At 71.0% G+C, this 18,551-nt stretch carries 17 protein-coding genes and 1 riboswitch; of the genes, 11 read left to right on the forward strand and 6 right to left on the reverse strand.

What is annotated here, in order from left to right:
* The first annotated feature begins 240 nt into the window (after nt 1–240).
* Nucleotides 241–401, forward strand: a riboswitch (cyclic di-AMP (ydaO/yuaA leader).
* Nucleotides 402–413: 12 nt separating this feature from the next.
* Nucleotides 414–1,178, forward strand: a complete 765-nt coding sequence (locus AAFF41_RS34660) for a M23 family metallopeptidase (protein ID WP_319748458.1) — start codon at nt 414–416, stop codon at nt 1,176–1,178.
* Nucleotides 1,179–1,390: 212 nt separating this feature from the next.
* Nucleotides 1,391–2,086, forward strand: a complete 696-nt coding sequence (locus tag AAFF41_RS34665) for a GntR family transcriptional regulator (protein WP_060901134.1) — start codon at nt 1,391–1,393, stop codon at nt 2,084–2,086.
* Between the two features lie 182 nt (nt 2,087–2,268).
* Here AAFF41_RS34665 and AAFF41_RS34670 read toward each other — a convergent pair whose 3' ends face one another.
* Entirely contained in the window at nt 2,269–2,550 is a 282-nt protein-coding gene (locus AAFF41_RS34670; protein WP_054229914.1) for an HPr family phosphocarrier protein, read from the reverse strand.
* A 178-nt stretch (nt 2,551–2,728) separates the two neighbouring features.
* On the opposite strand from AAFF41_RS34670, the gene AAFF41_RS34675 reads away from it, so the two are divergent.
* The 4 genes from AAFF41_RS34675 (at nt 2,729) to AAFF41_RS34690 (ending at nt 8,181) form a co-directional block, all read left to right on the forward strand.
* Nucleotides 2,729–5,548 (forward strand): bifunctional acetate--CoA ligase family protein/GNAT family N-acetyltransferase, encoded by a 2,820-nt coding sequence (locus AAFF41_RS34675; RefSeq protein WP_319748459.1) that lies wholly within the window; start codon nt 2,729–2,731, stop codon nt 5,546–5,548.
* A 149-nt stretch (nt 5,549–5,697) separates the two neighbouring features.
* Nucleotides 5,698–6,285 (forward strand): DUF5998 family protein, encoded by a 588-nt coding sequence (locus AAFF41_RS34680; protein WP_054229916.1) that lies wholly within the window; start codon nt 5,698–5,700, stop codon nt 6,283–6,285.
* Complete coding sequence (locus AAFF41_RS34685) at nt 6,285–7,472, forward strand: alkaline phosphatase family protein (protein WP_343325159.1); 1,188 nt, start codon at nt 6,285–6,287, stop codon at nt 7,470–7,472. The genes AAFF41_RS34680 and AAFF41_RS34685 overlap by 1 nt, the downstream gene beginning before the upstream one ends.
* 61 nt (nt 7,473–7,533) lie before the next feature.
* Nucleotides 7,534–8,181 carry a thymidine kinase gene (locus AAFF41_RS34690; RefSeq protein ID WP_319748461.1) on the forward strand — a complete coding sequence of 216 codons (648 nt, stop codon included), beginning with the start codon at nt 7,534–7,536 and terminating at the stop codon, nt 8,179–8,181.
* Between the two features lie 20 nt (nt 8,182–8,201).
* On the opposite strand, the gene AAFF41_RS34695 is transcribed toward AAFF41_RS34690, so the two are convergent.
* Nucleotides 8,202–9,005 carry a VOC family protein gene (locus AAFF41_RS34695; RefSeq protein WP_319748462.1) on the reverse strand — a complete coding sequence of 268 codons (804 nt, stop codon included), beginning with the start codon at nt 9,003–9,005 and terminating at the stop codon, nt 8,202–8,204.
* Nucleotides 9,006–9,329: 324 nt separating this feature from the next.
* Here AAFF41_RS34695 and AAFF41_RS34700 point away from each other — a divergent pair, with 324 nt between their 5' ends.
* A complete protein-coding gene (locus AAFF41_RS34700) occupies nt 9,330–10,181 on the forward strand; it encodes a sulfurtransferase (protein ID WP_343325160.1) in 852 nt (283 codons plus the stop codon).
* A gap of 112 nt (nt 10,182–10,293) precedes the next feature.
* Here AAFF41_RS34700 and sepH read toward each other — a convergent pair whose 3' ends face one another.
* Nucleotides 10,294–11,349 (reverse strand): septation protein SepH, encoded by a 1,056-nt coding sequence (gene sepH, locus AAFF41_RS34705; protein ID WP_097224578.1) that lies wholly within the window; start codon nt 11,347–11,349, stop codon nt 10,294–10,296.
* Between the two features lie 471 nt (nt 11,350–11,820).
* Between sepH and AAFF41_RS34710 the strand changes: the two genes are divergently transcribed.
* Nucleotides 11,821–12,597 carry a hypothetical protein gene (locus AAFF41_RS34710; protein WP_319748465.1) on the forward strand — a complete coding sequence of 259 codons (777 nt, stop codon included), beginning with the start codon at nt 11,821–11,823 and terminating at the stop codon, nt 12,595–12,597.
* Here AAFF41_RS34710 and AAFF41_RS34715 read toward each other — a convergent pair.
* Both AAFF41_RS34715 and AAFF41_RS34720 read right to left on the reverse strand, forming a co-directional pair.
* Nucleotides 12,521–13,840, reverse strand: a complete 1,320-nt coding sequence (locus AAFF41_RS34715) for a D-arabinono-1,4-lactone oxidase (protein ID WP_319748466.1) — start codon at nt 13,838–13,840, stop codon at nt 12,521–12,523. The two genes, AAFF41_RS34710 and AAFF41_RS34715, sit on opposite strands and share 77 nt — an antisense overlap.
* Entirely contained in the window at nt 13,800–15,038 is a 1,239-nt protein-coding gene (locus tag AAFF41_RS34720; protein WP_343325161.1) for an MFS transporter, read from the reverse strand. Before AAFF41_RS34720 ends, AAFF41_RS34715 begins: the two co-directional genes overlap by 41 nt.
* Before the next feature lie 188 nt (nt 15,039–15,226).
* On the opposite strand from AAFF41_RS34720, the gene AAFF41_RS34725 reads away from it, so the two are divergent.
* Entirely contained in the window at nt 15,227–16,354 is a 1,128-nt protein-coding gene (locus tag AAFF41_RS34725) for a ferrochelatase (RefSeq protein ID WP_319748468.1), read from the forward strand.
* Nucleotides 16,355–16,362: 8 nt separating this feature from the next.
* Nucleotides 16,363–17,178, forward strand: coding sequence for an inositol monophosphatase family protein (locus tag AAFF41_RS34730; protein WP_343325162.1), 816 nt, complete (start codon nt 16,363–16,365; stop codon nt 17,176–17,178).
* A gap of 128 nt (nt 17,179–17,306) precedes the next feature.
* Here AAFF41_RS34730 and AAFF41_RS34735 read toward each other — a convergent pair whose 3' ends face one another.
* Nucleotides 17,307–17,480: a hypothetical protein gene (locus AAFF41_RS34735; RefSeq protein ID WP_165854003.1), complete on the reverse strand. Its 174-nt coding sequence runs from the start codon at nt 17,478–17,480 to the stop codon at nt 17,307–17,309.
* 416 nt (nt 17,481–17,896) lie between these two features.
* On the opposite strand from AAFF41_RS34735, the gene AAFF41_RS34740 reads away from it, so the two are divergent.
* Nucleotides 17,897–18,550, forward strand: a complete 654-nt coding sequence (locus tag AAFF41_RS34740; protein ID WP_010983842.1) for a response regulator transcription factor — start codon at nt 17,897–17,899, stop codon at nt 18,548–18,550.
* Nucleotide 18,551 lies beyond the last annotated feature (1 nt).

The raw sequence follows: 18,551 nt of genomic DNA on the forward strand, positions 1-18,551 counted from the left end.
GAAGAGCGTGACTCCGCAGGGCCCGGGTGACTGAAGAGTCGCCCGGGCCCCTTTTTTGATCGGATTTCCGCTCGGGTCCTCGCTCGGACTTCATCCCCAAGATGTCCGTATTGGTAGGGAGGTTGCCCGTCTGCCCTGTGGCATGCACTACAAAAGCCGTGATCCGTTTGTTGATGGAAAGACGCTCCGTCTAGCGTCGGTGCGGCTGTTCGTCAGGCAGTGCGCCGCGCCCGCGGCACCGGACAGTCATCGCCGAGTCCCCGTACGGCGCGAGCCAGGGGAGCCGGGGACCCACACGTAGTCCCTGGGGTGAATCGGACGCCCTCCCTGGAGGGGGTCCGTAGGAGACCTTCCTGCTCCGAACCCGTCAGCTAACCCGGTAGGCGAGAGGGAAGGAAAGGATCAGCCCCTACATGGCGTTCACCTGTGGCCCCGGGAAACACCGCCGTCCGAGCCGCGTGAAGCGCTCCACCACGAACGCCGTCGGCGTCGCCGCGCTCACCACGACCGGTGTCATCGGAACCCTGGCCGCCCCGGCACTCGCCGCGGACGCCTCCGTCGAGCAGACCGGGCTGACCCAGGCCATCACCCTCGGCGACAACGTCGCCGCCCAGATCGACGCGCAGGCCGTCGCCCAGAAGCGCGCCGCCGACGAGGCCGCCGCGCGCAAGAAGGCCGAGGAAGCCGCGCGCAAGAGGGCCGCCGAGGAGGCGAAGAAGGAACGCGAGGCCAAGGAGCGTGCCGCCCGCGCCGCCGAGCGCAAGCGCCTCAACACCTTCGTCCTGCCGATCACCGGCTCGTACATCTCCACCGGCTACAAGACCGGCGGCAGCCTCTGGTCCTCCGGCAGCCACACGGGCGTCGACTTCCACGCCGCCTCCGGGACCCCGGTCCACGCGGTCGGCTCCGGCACGGTCGTCACGGCCGGCTGGGGTGGCGCGTACGGCAACCAGATCGTCCTGAAGATGCACGACGGCACCTACACGATGTACGGCCACCTGTCGTCCATCGGTGTCTCCGTGGGGCAGACGGTCACCCCGGGCCAGCAGATCGGCCTGTCCGGCTCGACCGGGAACACCACGGGGCCGCACCTCCACTTCGAGGCCCGTACGACGGCGGAGTACGGCTCCGACATGGACCCGGTCGCCTATCTCCGCTCGCACGGCGTGAACGTCTGACGCTCGCACAGCCCGAACGTCTGACGACCGGCGTCAACACTTCCGAAGCCCCGGCTCCCCCCAGCCGGGGCTTCGTCGTTTCGAACGACAGTCTGTCCAAAAAATATCCATGGATTCCGGCCCGCCATCGGAAATTCCGGTTCTCTGCAATAGAGTCACTGAACAAGCGTCAATCGACCGCGTTTCGCGGGGATTAAGGCGGAGGTCCGGTCATGCGCATTCCCGCGCACTCGGTATGCACGGCGATCCGTGACGACATCGTCGCGGGTGTCTACGAGCGCGGCAGCCGGCTCACCGAGGAACTGCTCGCGCGACGCTATGGCGTCTCGCGGGTCCCCGTGCGCGAGGCCCTGCGCACGCTGGAGGCCGAGGGCTTCGTCGTCACCCGTCGGCACGCGGGCGCGTGCGTCGCGGAGCCCACCGAGCAGGAGGCCGCGGACCTCCTCGAGATGCGCATGCTCCTGGAGCCGCTGGGCGCCGCGAGGGCCGCTCAGCGGCGCACCGAGGCCCACCTCAAGGTGCTTCGAGGCCTGGTCAGACTGGGGCAGGAGCGGGCCAGGAGGGGGAACAGCGAGGATCTGCGCTCGCTCGGCGGCTGGTTCCACGAGACCCTCGCGCAGGCCTCCGGGAGCCCCGCGCTGACCTCCACGCTGGCCCAGCTGCGGCACAAGATCGCCTGGATGTACGCGGTCGAGGCGCCGGCCAATCCGGCGGAGTCCTGGGCGGAGCACGGCGGGATCGTGGACGCGGTGGCGCGCGGCGACAGCGAGCGGGCGCGGGCCGTCACGGCGCTGCACGCCGAGCGTGCGACGGTCGCACACCGGCTGCGTTTTCCCGGCGGGGGAGATCGTCCGGAGCGTGTGAGAACTTCGCAACATCCCGTAAACATGACGGGCGTGCGTCATTAACACCGGCGCCGTATACAAAGAGGGGTAATTCGCGGGGGATTATTTCTGCTGCCCGCAATTGGAAAAGCGAAGGGCTCGCCCGATGTTTTCAGGCGAGCCCTTCGAATGTGTGCGGGGCGGGGTCTTTTGGTGCGAAGACCACTCCCGCCATCAATTGAGGAACCCCGCTCGGGGGCTCTTTCTCAGACGGTCTCGGGGAGCTCCTCGAGACCCTCCGCCACCAGCTTCGCCAGCCGGTCGAGCGCGGCGTCCGCGCCCTCGGCGTCCGAGGCGAGGACGATCTCCTCGCCGCCCTGGGCGCCCAGGCCGAGGACCGCCAGCATGGAGGCCGCGTTGACGGGGTTGCCCTCCGCCTTGGCGATCGTCACGGGGATACCGGAGGCCGTGGCCGCCCGGACGAAGATGGAGGCGGGACGGGCGTGGAGGCCCTCGGCCCAGCCGACGTTGACGCGGCGCTCAGCCATGTGATGCTGCCCTTCAGGTGTTCAGGGTTGTCTAGACCAGTGTTCCACAACGTGAAGCGAGTCCGGGAAGGGAGTTGTTCCCGTCCCGAACTCCGCGTCGGATCCCGGCCTGGATCCGACTTCGGTGTCCCTAGCCTGCCTCGCGCCGCTGTCGGACGCGAGCCGTACTCTGGGGCCCATGCAGACCTCGTCGGACCGGCACGAGTACCCCTCCCACTGGGAGGCCGACGTGGTGCTGCGCGACGGCGGCACCGCCCGCATCAGGCCCATCACCGTCGACGACGCCGAGCGGCTGGTGAGCTTCTACGAGCAGGTCTCGGACGAGTCGAAGTACTACCGCTTCTTCGCGCCCTACCCGCGCCTGTCCGCCAAGGATGTCCACCGCTTCACGCACCACGACTTTGTGGACAGGGTGGGACTCGCGGCCACGGTCGGCGGCGAGTTCATCGCCACCGTACGCTATGACCGTATTAATGCCGATGGTCGGCCCGCCTCGGTACCCGCGGACGAGGCCGAGGTCGCCTTCCTCGTGCAGGACGCCCACCAGGGCCGTGGCGTCGCCTCGGCCCTCCTGGAGCACATCGCGGCCGTCGCCAGAGAGCGGGACATCCGCCGTTTCACCGCCGAGGTGCTCCCCGCCAACACCAAGATGATCAAGGTGTTCACGGACGCCGGGTACCAGCAGAAGCGGCACTTCGAGGACGGTGTCGTACACCTGGAGTTCGACCTCGAACCCACCGACCGCTCGCTCGCCGTGCAGCGCGCGCGGGAACAGCGCGCCGAGGCGCGGTCCGTGCAGCGACTGCTCGCGCCCGGCTCGGTCGCCGTCATAGGAGCGGGCCGCACCCCCGGCGGGGTGGGACGCAGCGTCCTCGACAACCTGCGCGCGGCCGGTTTCACCGGGCGGCTGTACGCCGTGAACAAGGCACTCCAGGAGAAGGAGCTCGACGGCGTCCCGGCCCACCGATCCGTCCGCGACATCGCCGAGCCCGTCGACCTCGCGGTCGTCGCCGTGCCCGCGCCGTACGTCCCCGAAGTCGTCGCGGAGTGCGGCGAGCACGGGGTGCAGGGCCTCGTGGTCGTCTCCGCCGGATACGCCGAGAGCGGCCCCGCCGGACGCGAGCGCCAGCGCGCACTCGTCCGCCAGGCGCGTACGTACGGGATGCGCATCATCGGACCGAACGCCTTCGGGGTCATCAACACCTCTCCCGAGGTGCGCCTCAACGCCTCGCTCGCGCCCGAGATGCCGCGCCCCGGGCGGATAGGCCTGTTCGCCCAGTCCGGCGCGATCGGGATCGCACTGCTCTCCCGGCTGCACCGGCGCGGCGGCGGCGTCACCGGCGTGACCGGAGTGTCCACCTTCGTCTCCTCCGGGAACCGGGCGGACGTGTCCGGCAACGACGTACTCCAGTACTGGTACGACGACCCGGACACCGACGTCGTCCTGATGTATCTCGAATCCATCGGCAACCCGCGCAAGTTCACCCGGCTCGCCCGGCGGACGGCGGCCGCCAAGCCGCTGGTCGTGGTCCAGGGCGCGCGGCACGCCGCCGCTCCCCAGGGGCATGCCGTACGGGCCACCCGGCTGCCGCACGCCACCGTGTCCGCGCTGCTGCGGCAGGCCGGGGTGATCCGGGTCGACACGATCACCGAGCTGGTCGACGCGGGGCTTCTGCTGGCCCGCCAGCCGCTCCCCGCCGGACCCCGGGTGGCGATCCTCGGCAACTCGGAGTCCCTGGGGCTGCTGACGTTCGACGCGTGCCTCGCCGAAGGACTACGACCGCTTCCTCCGCTGGATCTCACCACGGCGGCCTCGGCGGAGGACTTCCACCGGGCGCTGACGAAAGCCCTCGCCGATGACAGGTGCGACGCCGTGGTGGTGACCGCCATACCGGCCGTGGGGGAGACGTCGGCCCAGGACGCGGCCCTGGCAAAGGCCCTGCGATCGGCCTCGGCCTCGGCCCCGGCGAAGCCGGTGCTCGTGGTGCACGTCGAGCTCGGCGGCCTCGCGGAGGCCCTGTCGGCGGCGGCCAGCACCGCACCACAGGCGGCGTCCACGGCACCCGGCACGGGCCAGGCGCCCCGTCCCGCCGAACGCCCGGCCTCCGCGGTCAGCGGCCCCTCGGAGGCGAGCCCCCGGCTCATCCCCGCCTACCCCGCCGCGGAGCGCGCCGTCCGCGCCCTCGGCGAGGCCGTGAAGTACGCCCAGTGGCGGCGCGAGGTGGCCGACCCCGGCAAGGTCCCCGAGTACGAGGACATCGACGAGAAGGGCGCCGCCGAGCAGATCGACGAGGTGCTCTCCCGGGGCTCGGGACTGACGCTCGCCCCCGAGGACGCCTGCGTGCTGCTCGGGCGGTACGGCATCGACGTACACCGGGCACTGCCCGCGCCGACACCCGACGAGGCCGCGGCGGCCGCGCGCACCCTCGGTTACCCCGTGGCCCTCAAGACCACCGCACCGCACCTGAGACACCGCGCCGACCTGGGCGGCGTACGCCTGGATCTGACGGACGAGGCGCAACTGAGGAGGGCGTACACGGAGTTGACCGACCTCTTCGGAACGCCGGAGGTGCTGCGCCCGGTCGTGCAGGGCATGGCGCCGCGCGGGGTCGACACGGTCGTACGGGCCGTCATCGACCCGGCCGCCGGAGCGGTGCTCTCGTTCGGCCTGGCCGGAGCCGCGTCGGAGCTGCTCGGGGACACCGCACACCGGCTGGTTCCGGTCACCGACCGGGACGCGAGCTCGCTGGTCCGGTCGATCCGGACGGCGCCGCTCCTGTTCGGCTGGCGTGGCTCGGCGCCGGTCGACACCGTGGCCCTCGAAGAGCTGATGCTGCGTGTCTCGCGGCTGGTCGACGACCACCCGGAGGTCGTCGCCGTCTCCCTGGAGCCGGTGGTGGTCGCCCCGCGCGGCCTGAGCGTGCTCGGCGCCACCGTGCGGCTGGCCCGCGCCCCCGTCCGCGACGACCTCGGCCCCCGCACGCTTCCCGTGGTCTGAGCCGTACCGGTCCCGTGGTCTGAGCCGTGCCGGTCCGTCGTCCGAGCCGTGCCGGCGCCCGCCGCCGTCGAGGATTCGTTCTGATCCGTCCACGACAGACACCCGCGAGCGGTGCCTCGCAGTCAGTGGGCCACCGTAGGATGGACGTCATGGCCAAGACCAGTACGACGACCCAGGGGCTGCGAGCGGCGATCGAGCGCAGCGGCTACTACCCGGCCCTCGTGGCCGAGGCGGTGGAGGCCGCGATCGGCGGCGACACCATCCGGTCGTACCTGGTCCACCAGGAGACGACGTTCGACGCCAACGAGGTGCGCCGGCACGTGACCGTGCTCGTCCTCACCGGTAACCGCTTCATCGTGAGCCACACCGACGAGCAGAACGCGGACACGACCTCACCGACGCCGTACGCCACGACCTCGACCGAGTCCGTGAAACTCGGCCGGATCTCGTCGGTCGTCGTCAGCCGGGTCGTCGCCAACCCCGAGTCGTACACGCCGGGCACGCTGCCCCGCGAGGTCGTCCTGACCATCGGCTGGGGCGCGGTCTCCCGCATCGACCTGGAGCCCGCGGCCTGCGGCGACCCCAACTGCGAGGCGGACCACGGCTACACGGGCAACTCGACGGCGGACGACCTGAGCCTGCGCGTCAGCGAGGCCGGGGACGGCCCGGAGACGGTGCGCCAGGCCCTCGCCTTCGCGCAGTCCCTCTCCGAGGCGACCGCGGACATCACCCGCTGATGGCGCTGCCCACCTGGGACCACCCGGAACCGCTGGCCATCGATTCCGCGCCCGTCCCCGAGTACGGCGCGGGCTCGCTCGCCGATCTGCTGCCCACGCTCGCCGCCGGCATGGGCGTCCCCGGTATGAACACGGCCATACCGGAACTGACCGAGGCCGACCGGAACTGCATCTTCCTGATCGACGGTCTCGGCTGGGAGCAGCTGAAGGCGCACCCGGACGAGGCCCCCTTCATGAGCTCCCTCCTCGGAAGCTCACGCGGCGGCACCGGCCGCCCGATCACGGCCGGCTACCCGGCGACCACCGCGAGTTCCCTGGCCTCCGTCGGCACGGGTCTGCCGCCCGGCGCGCACGGCCTGCCCGGCTACACCGTGCGCAACCCGAGGACCGGCGAGCTGATGAACCAGCTGCGCTGGAGCCCCTGGACGGAACCCCGCGCCTGGCAGCCGTACCCCACCGTCTTCCAGCTCGCGGACGCGGCGGGCGTGCACACGGCCCAGGTCTCGTCCCCGACCTTCCAGAACACCCCGCTCACGAAGATCGCCCTGAGCGGCGGAACGTTCCACGGGCGGCTGTCCGGCGAGGAGCGCATGGACCTCGCGGCCGAACAACTGGCCGCCGGCGACCGCTCGTTGGTGTACACCTACTACGCCGAGGTGGACGGCAAGGGCCACCGCTTCGGCGTCGACTCGGACCCCTGGCGCGGCCAGCTGATGTACGTCGACCGCCTGGTCCAGCGCCTCGCGGAGCAACTGCCGCCGCGCGCGGCGCTGTACGTCACCGCCGACCACGGCATGATCGACATCCCCTTCGACGAGCAGCACCGCATCGACTTCGACGAGGACTGGGAGCTGCGCGCGGGAGTCGCCCTGCTGGGCGGCGAGGCCCGGGCCCGGCATGTGTACGCCGTCCCTGGTGCCGAGGCGGACGTCCTGACCTGTTGGCGAGAGGTCCTCGGCGAGCAGTTCTGGGTGGCTTCACGCGACGAGGCGATCGCGGCGGGCTGGTTCGGGCCGCAGGTCGACGAACGGGTGTACGCCCGGATCGGCGACGTCGTGGCGGCGGCCTGCGACGACGTCCTGATCGTCGCGACCGAGCGGGAGCCGAAGGAGTCGGCGATGGTCGGCAACCACGGTTCGATGGCACCGGTGGAGCAGCACGTTCCGCTCCTGGAAGTACGTACCTGACCCCTCCCCGGCCGTCGCTCCTCCGCCCGCCTCCCTTCTTGTCGAAAGGTCTCAACTCCCCATGCCCGAGCTGGTGTTCTTCTCCGGAACGATGGACTGCGGGAAGTCGACGCTGGCTCTCCAGATCGAGCACAACCGCTCGGCCCGGGGCCTGCAGGGCATGATCTTCACGCGTGACGACCGCGCGGGGGAGGGCAAGCTCTCCTCGCGCCTCGGCCTGGTCACGGACGCCGTGGAGGTCGCGGACGACCAGGACCTGTACGCGCACCTCGTCCACCATCTCTCCCAGGGCGGCCGGGCGGACTACGTGATCGCGGACGAGGCGCAGTTCCTGGCCCCCGGCCAGATAGACCAACTGGCCCGGGTGGTCGACGACCTGGGGGTCGACGTCTTCGCGTTCGGCATCACCACCGACTTCCGCTCCAAGCTCTTCCCCGGCTCCCAGCGGCTCGTGGAGCTCGCCGACCGGGTCGAGGTCCTCCAGGTCGAGGCCCTGTGCTGGTGCGGCGCCCGTGCCACCCACAACGCCCGCACGATAGGCGGCGAAATGGTCGTCGAGGGCGCCCAGGTGGTCGTCGGCGACGTCAATCAGGCGGAGGACATCGGTTACGAGGTCCTGTGCCGTCGACACCACCGGCGCCGGATGACGGCGTCGACGGCCCGCGCGGGCGCCCTCTCGCCCGACGTACTGCCGATCGCCTCCGCCTGACTCTCAGCGCGCAGCGTGGGTCATCGCTCGGTGCGGATCACCGAGAACACCGCGCCCTCCGGGTCCGCCACCGTGGCCACCCGTCCGTAGGGCGAGTCGTGGGCCGCCTTGAGGAGGTGTCCGCCGAGGTCGGTGGCCTGGGCGACGGCCTCGTCCACGTCCGCGACCTCGAAGTACGTCAGCCAGTGCGCGCCGCGGTCGCGGGGCAGGCCGTGGCCCACGCCGTGAATGCCTGCCACCGGGCGGCCGTCGATGCGCAGGGTCATGTAGTCGAAGTCGGCCGAGACCACCGGCTCCGGCTCGTGTCCGAAGACCCCCTGGTAGAACTTGACGACGCTCTCGGTGTCGCGGGTCACCAACTCGATCCAGGCGGGGGTGCCGTGCACCCCGTGGAGCGCCGTGCCCAGATGGGCCGCCGCCTGCCAGACCCCGAAGACGGCGCCCGTGGGGTCCGAGGCGATCAGCAGCCGCCCGGCCTCTCCGGCGTCCAGGGGACCCACGCCCACGGTGCCGCCGCAGTGCCGTACCGACTCGGCGGTGTGGTTCACGTCCTCCGAGGCGAAGTACGGCGTCCAGGCGATCGGCAGATGCCGGTCGGGTGGCATCTGGCCGATTCCCGCCACCTCGTGGCCGTCGAGCAGGGCCCGCGCGTACGGGCCGAGCTGCCGTGGGCCCGGTTGGAACTCCCAGCCGAACAGCCCTCCGTAGAACTCCTGGGTCGTGGCCATCCCGTGCACCATCAGGCTCACCCAGCAGGGCACGCCGGGTGCGTGCCGAGCGTTCGTGGTGCCGTTCGGGCCGGCCGACTCCCGTGCCTCGGTCATCGTCACTCTCTCCTCGGCCCCTCGCGGTGGCCGTTCACCTTCCGCCTACCAACACGCGTATCGCAATCGCGCGCGTGCACGCCCCGTGCCGATGCTCGCACCACCCGTCACCCTGCGCGCCCCGGCGGCGCCATCGTGTAGTGGTCCACTGCCGGAGAATGCCCGATGAGCCGTTTCCCATCCGTTTCCGCGCGATTGCCGGGGAGTGTCCATCGGTTGTACAGCATGTGCCCGATCCCGTACGCCGGGTGATCGGACCTGTCCGGCCGAGCAGAGTAGCCGGACCTGGACGCCGGGGCCACCCCGTACGCAAGGATGGTGGCCATGAACGCCATCATCTCCGCATCCGAACTCGCGAGCGACCTGGTGGGACCGAACCCGCCGGTCGTGCTCGACATCCGCTGGCAGCTCTCCACGGCGACGGCCGCCGGGGCCGCCCCCTTCGACGGCCGAGCCGCCTACGCGGCAGGGCACATCCCCGGCGCGGTCTTCGTCGACCTGGACGCCGAACTGGCCGGGGAGCCGGGCGAGGGCGGCCGCCATCCGCTGCCCGACCTGGAGGTCTTCGGCGAGGCGATGCGGGCCGCCGGGGTGTCCGAGGACCGGGATGTCGTCGTGTACGACGGGGGCGTGGGGTGGGCCGCCGCGCGGGCCTGGTGGCTGCTGGGCTGGACGGGGCATCCGTCGGTGCGCGTGCTTGACGGCGGGCTGGCCGTCTGGAGCGGGCCGGTGTCCTCGGAGGTCCCCGAGCCCGCCCGCGGAACCTTCGAGCCGGTCGCGGGCGCCCGGCCGCTGCTGGACGCGGACGGGGCCGCCGCGCTCGCCCGTACGGGGCTGCTGCTCGACGCCCGGGCCGGTGAGCGCTATCGGGGCGAGGTCGAGCCGATCGACCCCGTGGGCGGGCACATCCCGGGCGCGGTCTCGGCGCCGACCACGGAGAACGTCACGGAGACCGGCGAGTTGCGGCCATCGAGCGAGCTCGCGGAGCGCTTCAAGTCCCTCGGTGTGACCGGCACTTCGGAGGTCGGCGTCTACTGCGGCTCGGGCGTGTCCGCCGCCCACGAGGTACTGGCGCTCGCCGTCGCGGGCATCCCGGCCGCGCTGTATGTGGGTTCCTGGTCGGAGTGGTCGCGGGACGGCGGCCGTCCGATCGCGGTGGGCCCCGACCCCCAGTAACGGCAACTCGCGGCCGGCCCCGAGTAACGGCAACTCGCGGTGGACCCCGACCCCGAGTAACGGCAAAGGGGCCCGCTCCAGCGTGGCGCGGGCCCCTTTGCCGTACAACTGACTAGTCCTGCTTCTTTCGTCGCGTCCCGAAGACGATCTCGTCCCAGCTCGGGACCGCCGCTCTGCGGCCCGGGCGGACGCCGTCGGCCTCGGCCTGGCGGTCGGTCGCGCCGACGAGACGGTCGCGGTGGCTGCCGACCGAGCGCGGCATGAGCACGTCCGCGTAGGCGGACCCGGCACCGGCCGAGGCCGCGGGGGCCGGGGGCTCCTCCGCCTCGGGCTCGGTGGGTGGCTCCTCCGTCGCCGGGAGCTCCGCGGTGGCGGGCCGCTCGGGCACCACCATGTCGCCCCGGAAACTGGGCACCGCTTCCAGGAGGCTGGTGAGCGAGTCGCGGTCGCTCACACTCTCCTCGATCGGCTCGGGAGAGGGTCCGGGCAGGCTCGGGCGCTCCATCTGCCGGTCCAGGGCACGGTCCAGCGGGCGGTCGCGCGGTAGCCGTGCGATACGCGGGACGAACGGGAAGCTCGGCTCGGGCGCCGCGAGGTCGTCGGACTCGCCGATCAGCGAGCGCGCCTCGTCGTCGACGGCCTGGACGAGCCGCCGGGGCGGGTCGTACGTCCAGCTCGCCGAGTGCGGCTCGCCCGCGACCCGGTAGACCAACAGCACTTCCCACGTGCCGTCGTCACGACGCCACGAGTCCCACTGGACGGTGTCCTTCTCCGCGCCCCGGATCAGCAGCCGTTCCTGGACGGCCTCACCGAGTTGGGGTCCGGCGTTCTCACCGGGGCGGCGGACAGGAGTCTTCCGGGCCCGCTCGGCCATGAACGCACGCTCGGCGAGCACGGGGCCCTCGAAGCGACGCACCCGGTCGACGGGGATTCCCGCGAGCTGGGCGACTTCCTCCGCGGAGGCGCCGGCACGTATCCGTGCCTGGATGTCTCGGGGGCGGAGATGGCTCTCCACCTCGATCTCGATCTGGCCGAGGCGGGGACGGTCGCCGCGAACAGCGGCGCGCAGACGCTCGTCAATCGGAAGCGTGTACTCCGTGCTGTCCGCAGCCTTCAGCACCAGCCGTGTGCCGTCGTTAGAGACGGCCACGACACGCAGTTCGGGCATGGGGACCTCCCGGGTGGTGCCTGCCGACGTCACGTGCGTCGCTGCTTCCGCTAGTCGAGTGTGGCCTGCCCGGGTGCAGCCTGCCACAACCTTGCCGAGTTGCCCGGCGTGTCGGGCACGGGCCCGGGGTCGCCGTTATGGCACGGTTACCTATTCGCAACGCTAAGTGACGAACTCCATCACCCTGTGCAACGAGCCCCCTCCCGGCGGTCCTGTCAGGCCCCGGACACCCTGGCGGGAGTCCGGACCCAGGGCTCGCAACAGTACTCCATTCGGGCCATGTGCGTGGATCGGCACGCCGCCCAACTTCTAGTGAGGGGTGCTAGTTGGCCGTCCGCTGTGCCGTATGAGTGACCTTGAAACGTGTCGTACTTCACGTAATCGCCAGAAACGGAACTAAACGTTTCGCCTGTCCGTCCCTTTCTCGTGCAAGCGGTCGAGAAGTACGGGAAAGGCAGGCAAGGTCCGGGGATGCACGAGAAGTCGGATACCGGCGAGGAACCGGGGGCGAAGGAAGGGGCGCCGAGGAGGAAGCGGGTGGACCTGAGCCTTCCGCAAGTGGCGGGCAGCGCCGTGGCCGCGGTGGTGGCGGCCAAATTCGCCTCCTACTTCGGGGTGTACGGGACGATCCTGGGCGCCGGAGTGGTCAGCGCGATCGCCACCTGTGGGGGCACCGTCTTCCAGCACTTCTTCAAGCGCACCGGCGAACAGCTCCGCGATGTCACGGTCCAGGCGAAACCGAGGCCCGAGCAGGCTCCGGTACCGGGGGCGTTCACCGAGGGCACCGTCTATCGCGCCCGGGTCAAGAGCTGGAAGCGTCCGGTGGTCGCGGCGGCGCTCGTCTTCGGCGTCACGATGGCGGGGATCACGACGTACGAGCTGGTGTCGGGGCAGAGCTTCAGCGGCGACGGCACGAGCACCACTGTCGGTGACGCCCTCAAGAGCGGTGGCTCCGGCTCCCACTCGACGCCCGGTACGACACCTTCGAGTCCTTCGAGCGGTTCCTCGTCCAGGGAGCCGTCGGTCACCGACAGCACTCCCGGCACCGGAGACGGCTTCGGCACCGGCGCCACTCAGGGTGACGGCCGTGCCGCGTCCCCTACGCCGACGCCGAGTTCCAGTGCCGCTTCGCAGGCGCCGGCCGACTCCCCGGCGCCCACGGACGGTTCGTCTACGAGCCCAGCACCCGGCGCAGGTAGTCGTTCCCAAAGCGGCGATCCGGGTCAAGGCGGTCCCGCAGCGCCGTGAACTCGCCGAAGCGCGGATACACCTTCGAGAAGTACTCCGCGTCGCGGGTGTGCACCTTGCCCCAGTGCGGGCGGCCCTCGTGCGCCGTGAAGATCCGCTCGGCCGCGGTGAAGTACGCCTGATAGGGCGTACCCCTGAACATGTGGACGGCGATGTAGGCGCTCTCCCGCCCGGACGCGGTGGAGAGCGCGATGTCGTCCGCGGGGGCCGTGCGCACCTCGACGGGGAAGCTGACCCGCAGGGACGAGCGGTCGACCATCGTCTTCAGCTCGCGCAGCGTCTCGACGAGCGCCTCGCGCGGAACGGCGTACTCCATCTCCACGAAGCGCACCCGGCGCGGAGAGGTGAAGACCTTGTAGGGAATGTCGGTGTAGGTCCGCGCGGACAGGGCCCGGCTGGAGATCTTGGCGATCGTCGGGATGGTGGTGGGCGCGGCGCGGCCGACCAGATTGGCCACCTGGAAGACCCCGTTGGAGAGGAACTCGTCCTCGATCCAGCCGGCGATCTGCCCGATCGGCCTCTCGGGGCCGGCGCTGCGGTTGTTGCGCTTGGTGTTGCAGTTGCCGGTGTGCGGGAACCAGTAGAACTCGAAGTGCTCGTTCTCGGTGAAGAGTTCGTCGAAGTCGGCGGTGACCTTGTCGAAGGTCATCGGCTCCTCGCGGGCCGTGAGCAGAAAAATGGGCTCTACGGAGAAGGTGATCGCGGTGACGATCCCCAGGGCGCCGATGCCCACCCGGGCCGCCGCGAAGACATCGGGGTTCTCCTCCTCGGAGCAGCTGAGGAGCGAACCGTCCGCGGTGACCAGCTCAAGTCCCTTGATCTGCGCGGCGATCGAGGCCGAGTCGCGGCCCGTGCCGTGCGTTCCGGTGCTGGTCGCGCCCGAGACCGTCTGCTCCATGATGTCGCCCATGTTCGTGAGCGACAGCCCCTCGCGCGCGAGAGCCACATTGAGACGCTTGAGCGGGGTGCCCGCCTCAACGGTGACGGTCCCGGCCCCGCGGTCGATGTTGCGGATGCCGGTCAACAGTTGAGGGCGGATCAACACGCCGTCGGTCGCGGCGGCGGCGGTGAAGGAGTGCCCGGTGCCGACGGCCTTGACCCTCAGACCGTCGTCGGCCGCCTTGCGTACGGCCGCGGAGAGCTCCTCGACCGAAGCGGGGGCGACCTCCCGTACGGGACGGGCGGTGACGTTCCCCGCCCAGTTACGCCACGTGCCGCTCTTCCCGCTCACTGTGGTGCTCATGGGTCCCCTCCCGCTGCGGAACCGGCCTGCTCAGCCGGCGATACCCGAGGAATCCGACCGCGACCGCGACGGCTCCGGACACCGCCGGAACCCCGTACCCGGCCTTCGCGCCGGCGGCGTCGATCACCCAGCCGGCAACGGAGGAGCCGAGCGCGACCCCGACCGCGAGTCCGGTGCTCACCCAGGTCATGCCCTCGGTCAGTTTCGCGCGTGGTACGTGCTGTTCGATGAGGGACATCGTCGTGATCATCGTGGGAGCGATGGACAGGCCCGCAACGAACAGCGCCACGGCCAGAAACGGCAAGTTTCCGACCAGTAGCAGGGGGATCATACTCACGGCCATGGCGCATATGCCCAGCAGCCACCGACGTTCGGGCGCCCCCTTGAAGTGCAGCAGTCCGAACACGGCTCCCGCCGCGCAGGAACCCGCCGCATAGAGGGCCAGGACCACGCTCGCGGCGCCCTTGTGGCCCTGTTCCTCCGCGAAGGCCACGGTGACCACGTCCACGGCCCCGAAGATGGCTCCGGTCGCCACGAACGTGGCCACCAGGACCTGGAGTCCGGCCGCGCGCAGCGCCGAACCGCTGGTGTGGTGCTCACGCGGGTGCGGCACGGGCTCGGTCGCGCGCTGGGAGGTCAGCCAGAAGACGCCCACCGCCAGGAAGCAGGCGGCGAGCAGTGGTCCGGCCTCCGGGAACCACACCGTGGACAGGCCGATGGAGAGGATCGGCCCGAAGATGAAGCAGATCTCGTCCACCACGGACTCGAACGAGTACGCGGTGTGCAACTGCGGGGTGCCTCCGTAGAGGGTCGCCCAGCGGGCCCGGATCATCGCGCCGATGCTCGGGACGCAGCCGATCCCGGCCGCGCAGAGGAACAGCGCCCAGTCCGGCCACTCGAAGCGCGCGGCCAGCAGCAGCCCGGCGGCCGCCGCGAGCGCGAACAGGGTGACGGGGCGCAGCACCCGCCGCTGGCCGTGCCGGTCCACCATCCGGGAGACCTGTGGGCCCATCACCGCGGCGGCGAGCGCCGTGGTCGCCGACAGCGCGCCCGCGAGCCCGTAGCGCCCGGTGAGCTGGGAGATCATCGTCACCACGCCGATGCCCATCATCGACAGGGGCATCCGGCCGAGGAAGCCCGCGGCGGAGAAGCCCTTGGAGCCGGGGGAGGCGAACAGGGCGCGGTACGGGCTGGGCACGAAGGGTCTCCGGTGGGCTCGGCCCGGCCGCACGGTCACCGCGTGCGGTCGGACGCCGGTAAGGCGTGTAGATGGCCGATACAGCTTACGGGTTAGGTGGCCCTAACGCACTCCTTCGCGTACTCCCCGATTCCGCTTGTCATGTGGCTGTTGTCCGGCTGTCAGCGACGGATGGCAGGATCGGACACATGCCAGATGTGCTCGACGCCTCCCCCTACGACGCCCTGCTCCTGCTCTCGTTCGGCGGCCCCGAGGGCCCGGACGACGTGGTTCCGTTCCTGGAGAACGTGACGCGGGGGAGAGGCATCCCCAAGGAACGGCTGAAGGAAGTGGGGCAGCACTACTTCCTGTTCGGCGGGGTCAGCCCGATCAACAACCAGAACCGTGCCCTGCTGGACGCCCTCCGCAAGGATTTCGCGGACCACGGCCTGGACCTGCCCGTGTACTGGGGCAACCGCAACTGGGCGCCGTACCTGACCGACACCCTGCGCGAGATGGTCGCCGACGGCCGCCGCCGCGTCCTCGTCCTCGCCACCAGCGCGTACGCCTCGTACTCGGGCTGCCGGCAGTACCGCGAGGACCTCGCCGGCGCCCTGGCGGCCCTCGAGGCCGAGGGTCTGGAGCTGCCGAAGATCGACAAACTGCGGCACTACTTCAACCACCCCGGCTTCGTGGAGCCCATGATCGAGGGCGTCCTGCAGTCCCTCGCCGAGCTCCCCGAGGACGTACGGGCGGGCGCGCACCTCGCCTTCACCACGCACTCCATCCCCACCGCCGCCGCCGACACCTCCGGCCCGGCCGAGGACCACGGCGACGGCGGCGCCTACGTCAAGCAGCACCTGGACGTGGCGAAGCTGATCGCCGACGCGGTGCGCGAGGAGACCGGGATCGAGCACCCCTGGCAGCTCGTGTACCAGTCGCGCTCCGGAGCCCCGCACATCCCGTGGCTCGAACCCGACATCTGCGACCACCTGGAGGAGCTGCACGGGGCCGGGGTACCGGCCGTCGTGATGGCCCCCATCGGGTTCGTCTCGGACCACATGGAGGTGCTGTACGACCTCGACACGGAGGCGACGGCCAAGGCGGAGGAGCTGGGTCTGCCCGTGCGCCGCTCGGCCACCGTGGGCGCCGACCCCCGCTTCGCCGCGGCGATCCGCGACCTCGTCCTGGAGCGCGCCGCGACGGAGAACGGGCTGCAGGTGACACCCTGCGCCCTGGGCGCGCTCGGCGCGAGCCACGGCCTGTGCCCTGTGGGCTGCTGCCCGGCCCGCGCCCCCAAGCCCGCCGCCGCGGGCGCCGACAGCCCGTACGCCTGAGGAGCCCCGTGATCGAGCCCTTGCACACCGAACTGCTCCAGCTCGCCCACGACGCCGCCCGCCGCGCCGGTGAGCTGCTGCGGGACGGCCGCCCGGCGGACCTCACGGTCGCCGCCACCAAGTCCAGCCCGATCGACGTCGTCACCGAGATGGACATCGCCGCCGAGAAGCTGATCACCGACCTGATCTCCCAGCACCGCCCCCACGACGGCTTCCTCGGCGAGGAGGGCGCCTCCAGCGAGGGCACCAGCGGCATCCGCTGGGTCGTCGACCCGCTCGACGGCACGGTGAACTACCTCTACGGGCTGCCGACCTGGGCGGTGTCCATCGCGGCCGAACAGAACGGCGAGACCGTCGTCGGTGTCGTCGCGGCACCGATGCGCGGCGAGACCTACAGCGCCGTGCGAGGCAGGGGCGCCCGGGCCACCGGGGCCTGGGTCGGCGAGCGCCGGCTGGCCTGCCGCCCGTCGCCGCCCCTGGACCAGGCCCTGGTCTCGACCGGTTTCAACTACGTGACCGGGGTCAAGGTCCACCAGGCCGAGGTCGCCCACCGGCTGATCCCCCTCCTGCGCGACATCCGGCGCAGCGGTTCGGCGGCCGTCGACCTGTGCGACGTCGCCGCGGGCCGCCTCGACGGCTACTACGAGCGCGGTCTGCACCCCTGGGACCTCGCGGCGGGCGACCTGATCGCCCGTGAGGCGGGCGCCCTGACCGGTGGACGCCCCGGAGAGCGCCCCGGAGGCGATCTGGCGGTCGCGGCCTCCCCGGGCGTCTTCGAGCCCCTCCAGCGGCTTCTGGAGGAGTTCGGCGCCTGGCACGACTGAGGACACCCACCGTTCCCGCCGCGTACGGCACCCTGTGCGTGCAGCGGCTACGGAATTCGGTACGCACAACAACGGAGCGGGGCCCCGGCACTGGATCGATGCCGGGGCCCCGCTCTCGTACGAACTGCTCAGACGCGCGACGCGCCGACCTCCACACCGTGCTCGGCGGCAAGGCGGCGCAGGTCCTCGAGCTCGGCCTGCTCGACCTCCGCGAGGAAGTCGTCGCCTGTTTCGCGAGCCCGCGTCAGGTCGGACTCGGTCGCCCTTATGCGCTGCAGAAGTCCTGCGGTGAATGCGTCCATGCTGCGCCCCCTCGTCCTGGGTCGTGGGTCGGTGGCACGGGGGTGTGCCGTTGGGAAGGGGCGATCACGTCTCCAGAGGGTGCCCAGCGCTGCCCGGGCTGGGCGGCGACGGTGCCGGACACCCACGCCCGCTCTGCGGAAGCGGTTGGACGTACCACAAGGTGGCTTGCCACATGCAGAGCGTGATCGCGGGGTGTAAAGCCGTCCTCCCCCCGCTCCCTTCCGTAGAAACCTCAACCCGACGAGAAAATCTCGCATTCCCGGGCCCCGAGACCGTCGTACCGGGCGCCTGTCACCCGTCTTACAGCCGGTTTACGGCCGAAAAGGGCAGGATGGAAGCCTTACCCATGCTGGACCCCCCTGCCCACGTGTGCCGAAGAGGCGCTACGCGGGTGGACAGAGGAAGGACAAGCGACGTGCGCGTACTCGTCGTCGAGGACGAGCAGCTGCTCGCCGATGCGGTGGCCACCGGACTGCGCCGGGAGGCCATGGCCGTCGACGTCGTGTACGACGGTGCGGCCGCCCTGGAGCGCATCGGCGTCAACGACTACGACGTGGTCGTCCTCGACCGCGACCTCCCGCTCGTGCACGGCGACGACGTCTGCCGCAAGATCGTCGAGCTCGGCATGCCCACGCGCGTGCTGATGCTCACCGCCTCCGGCGACGTCAGCGACCGTGTCGAGGGCCTGGAGATCGGCGCCGACGACTACCTCCCCAAGCCGTTCGCGTTCAGCGAGCTGACGGCACGCGTGCGTGCTCTCGGGCGTCGTACGAGCGTGCCGCTGCCGCCCGTCCTGGAGCGCGCCGGGATCAAGCTCGACCCCAACCGGCGCGAGGTCTTCCGCGACGGCAAGGAGGTCCAGCTCGCGCCCAAGGAGTTCGCCGTCCTGGAGGTGCTGCTGCGCAGCGAGGGCGCCGTCGTCTCCGCCGAGCAGCTCCTGGAGAAGGCCTGGGACGAGAACACGGACCCCTTCACCAACGTCGTCCGTGTCACTGTCATGACCTTGCGCCGCAAGCTCGGGGAACCCCCGGTCATCGTCACGGTGCCCGGCTCCGGCTACCGGATCTGAT

It is taken from the genome of Streptomyces mirabilis (genome assembly GCF_039503195.1).
GTDB lineage: Bacteria > Actinomycetota > Actinomycetes > Streptomycetales > Streptomycetaceae > Streptomyces > Streptomyces mirabilis_D.

Bases quoted from the DNA above. Each gene is read 5' to 3' on its own strand.
- AAFF41_RS34660 (WP_319748458.1), top strand. From the start codon at position 414: ATGGCGTTCACCTGTGGCCCCGGGAAACACCGCCGTCCGAGCCGCGTG.
- AAFF41_RS34665 (WP_060901134.1), top strand. From the start codon at position 1,391: ATGCGCATTCCCGCGCACTCGGTATGCACGGCGATCCGTGACGACATC.
- AAFF41_RS34670 (WP_054229914.1), bottom strand. From the start codon at position 2,550: ATGGCTGAGCGCCGCGTCAACGTCGGCTGGGCCGAGGGCCTCCACGCC.
- AAFF41_RS34675 (WP_319748459.1), top strand. From the start codon at position 2,729: ATGCAGACCTCGTCGGACCGGCACGAGTACCCCTCCCACTGGGAGGCC.
- AAFF41_RS34680 (WP_054229916.1), top strand. From the start codon at position 5,698: ATGGCCAAGACCAGTACGACGACCCAGGGGCTGCGAGCGGCGATCGAG.
- AAFF41_RS34685 (WP_343325159.1), top strand. From the start codon at position 6,285: ATGGCGCTGCCCACCTGGGACCACCCGGAACCGCTGGCCATCGATTCC.
- AAFF41_RS34690 (WP_319748461.1), top strand. From the start codon at position 7,534: ATGCCCGAGCTGGTGTTCTTCTCCGGAACGATGGACTGCGGGAAGTCG.
- AAFF41_RS34695 (WP_319748462.1), bottom strand. From the start codon at position 9,005: ATGACCGAGGCACGGGAGTCGGCCGGCCCGAACGGCACCACGAACGCT.
- AAFF41_RS34700 (WP_343325160.1), top strand. From the start codon at position 9,330: ATGAACGCCATCATCTCCGCATCCGAACTCGCGAGCGACCTGGTGGGA.
- sepH (WP_097224578.1), bottom strand. From the start codon at position 11,349: ATGCCCGAACTGCGTGTCGTGGCCGTCTCTAACGACGGCACACGGCTG.
- AAFF41_RS34710 (WP_319748465.1), top strand. From the start codon at position 11,821: ATGCACGAGAAGTCGGATACCGGCGAGGAACCGGGGGCGAAGGAAGGG.
- AAFF41_RS34715 (WP_319748466.1), bottom strand. From the start codon at position 13,840: ATGAGCACCACAGTGAGCGGGAAGAGCGGCACGTGGCGTAACTGGGCG.
- AAFF41_RS34725 (WP_319748468.1), top strand. From the start codon at position 15,227: ATGCCAGATGTGCTCGACGCCTCCCCCTACGACGCCCTGCTCCTGCTC.
- AAFF41_RS34735 (WP_165854003.1), bottom strand. From the start codon at position 17,480: ATGGACGCATTCACCGCAGGACTTCTGCAGCGCATAAGGGCGACCGAG.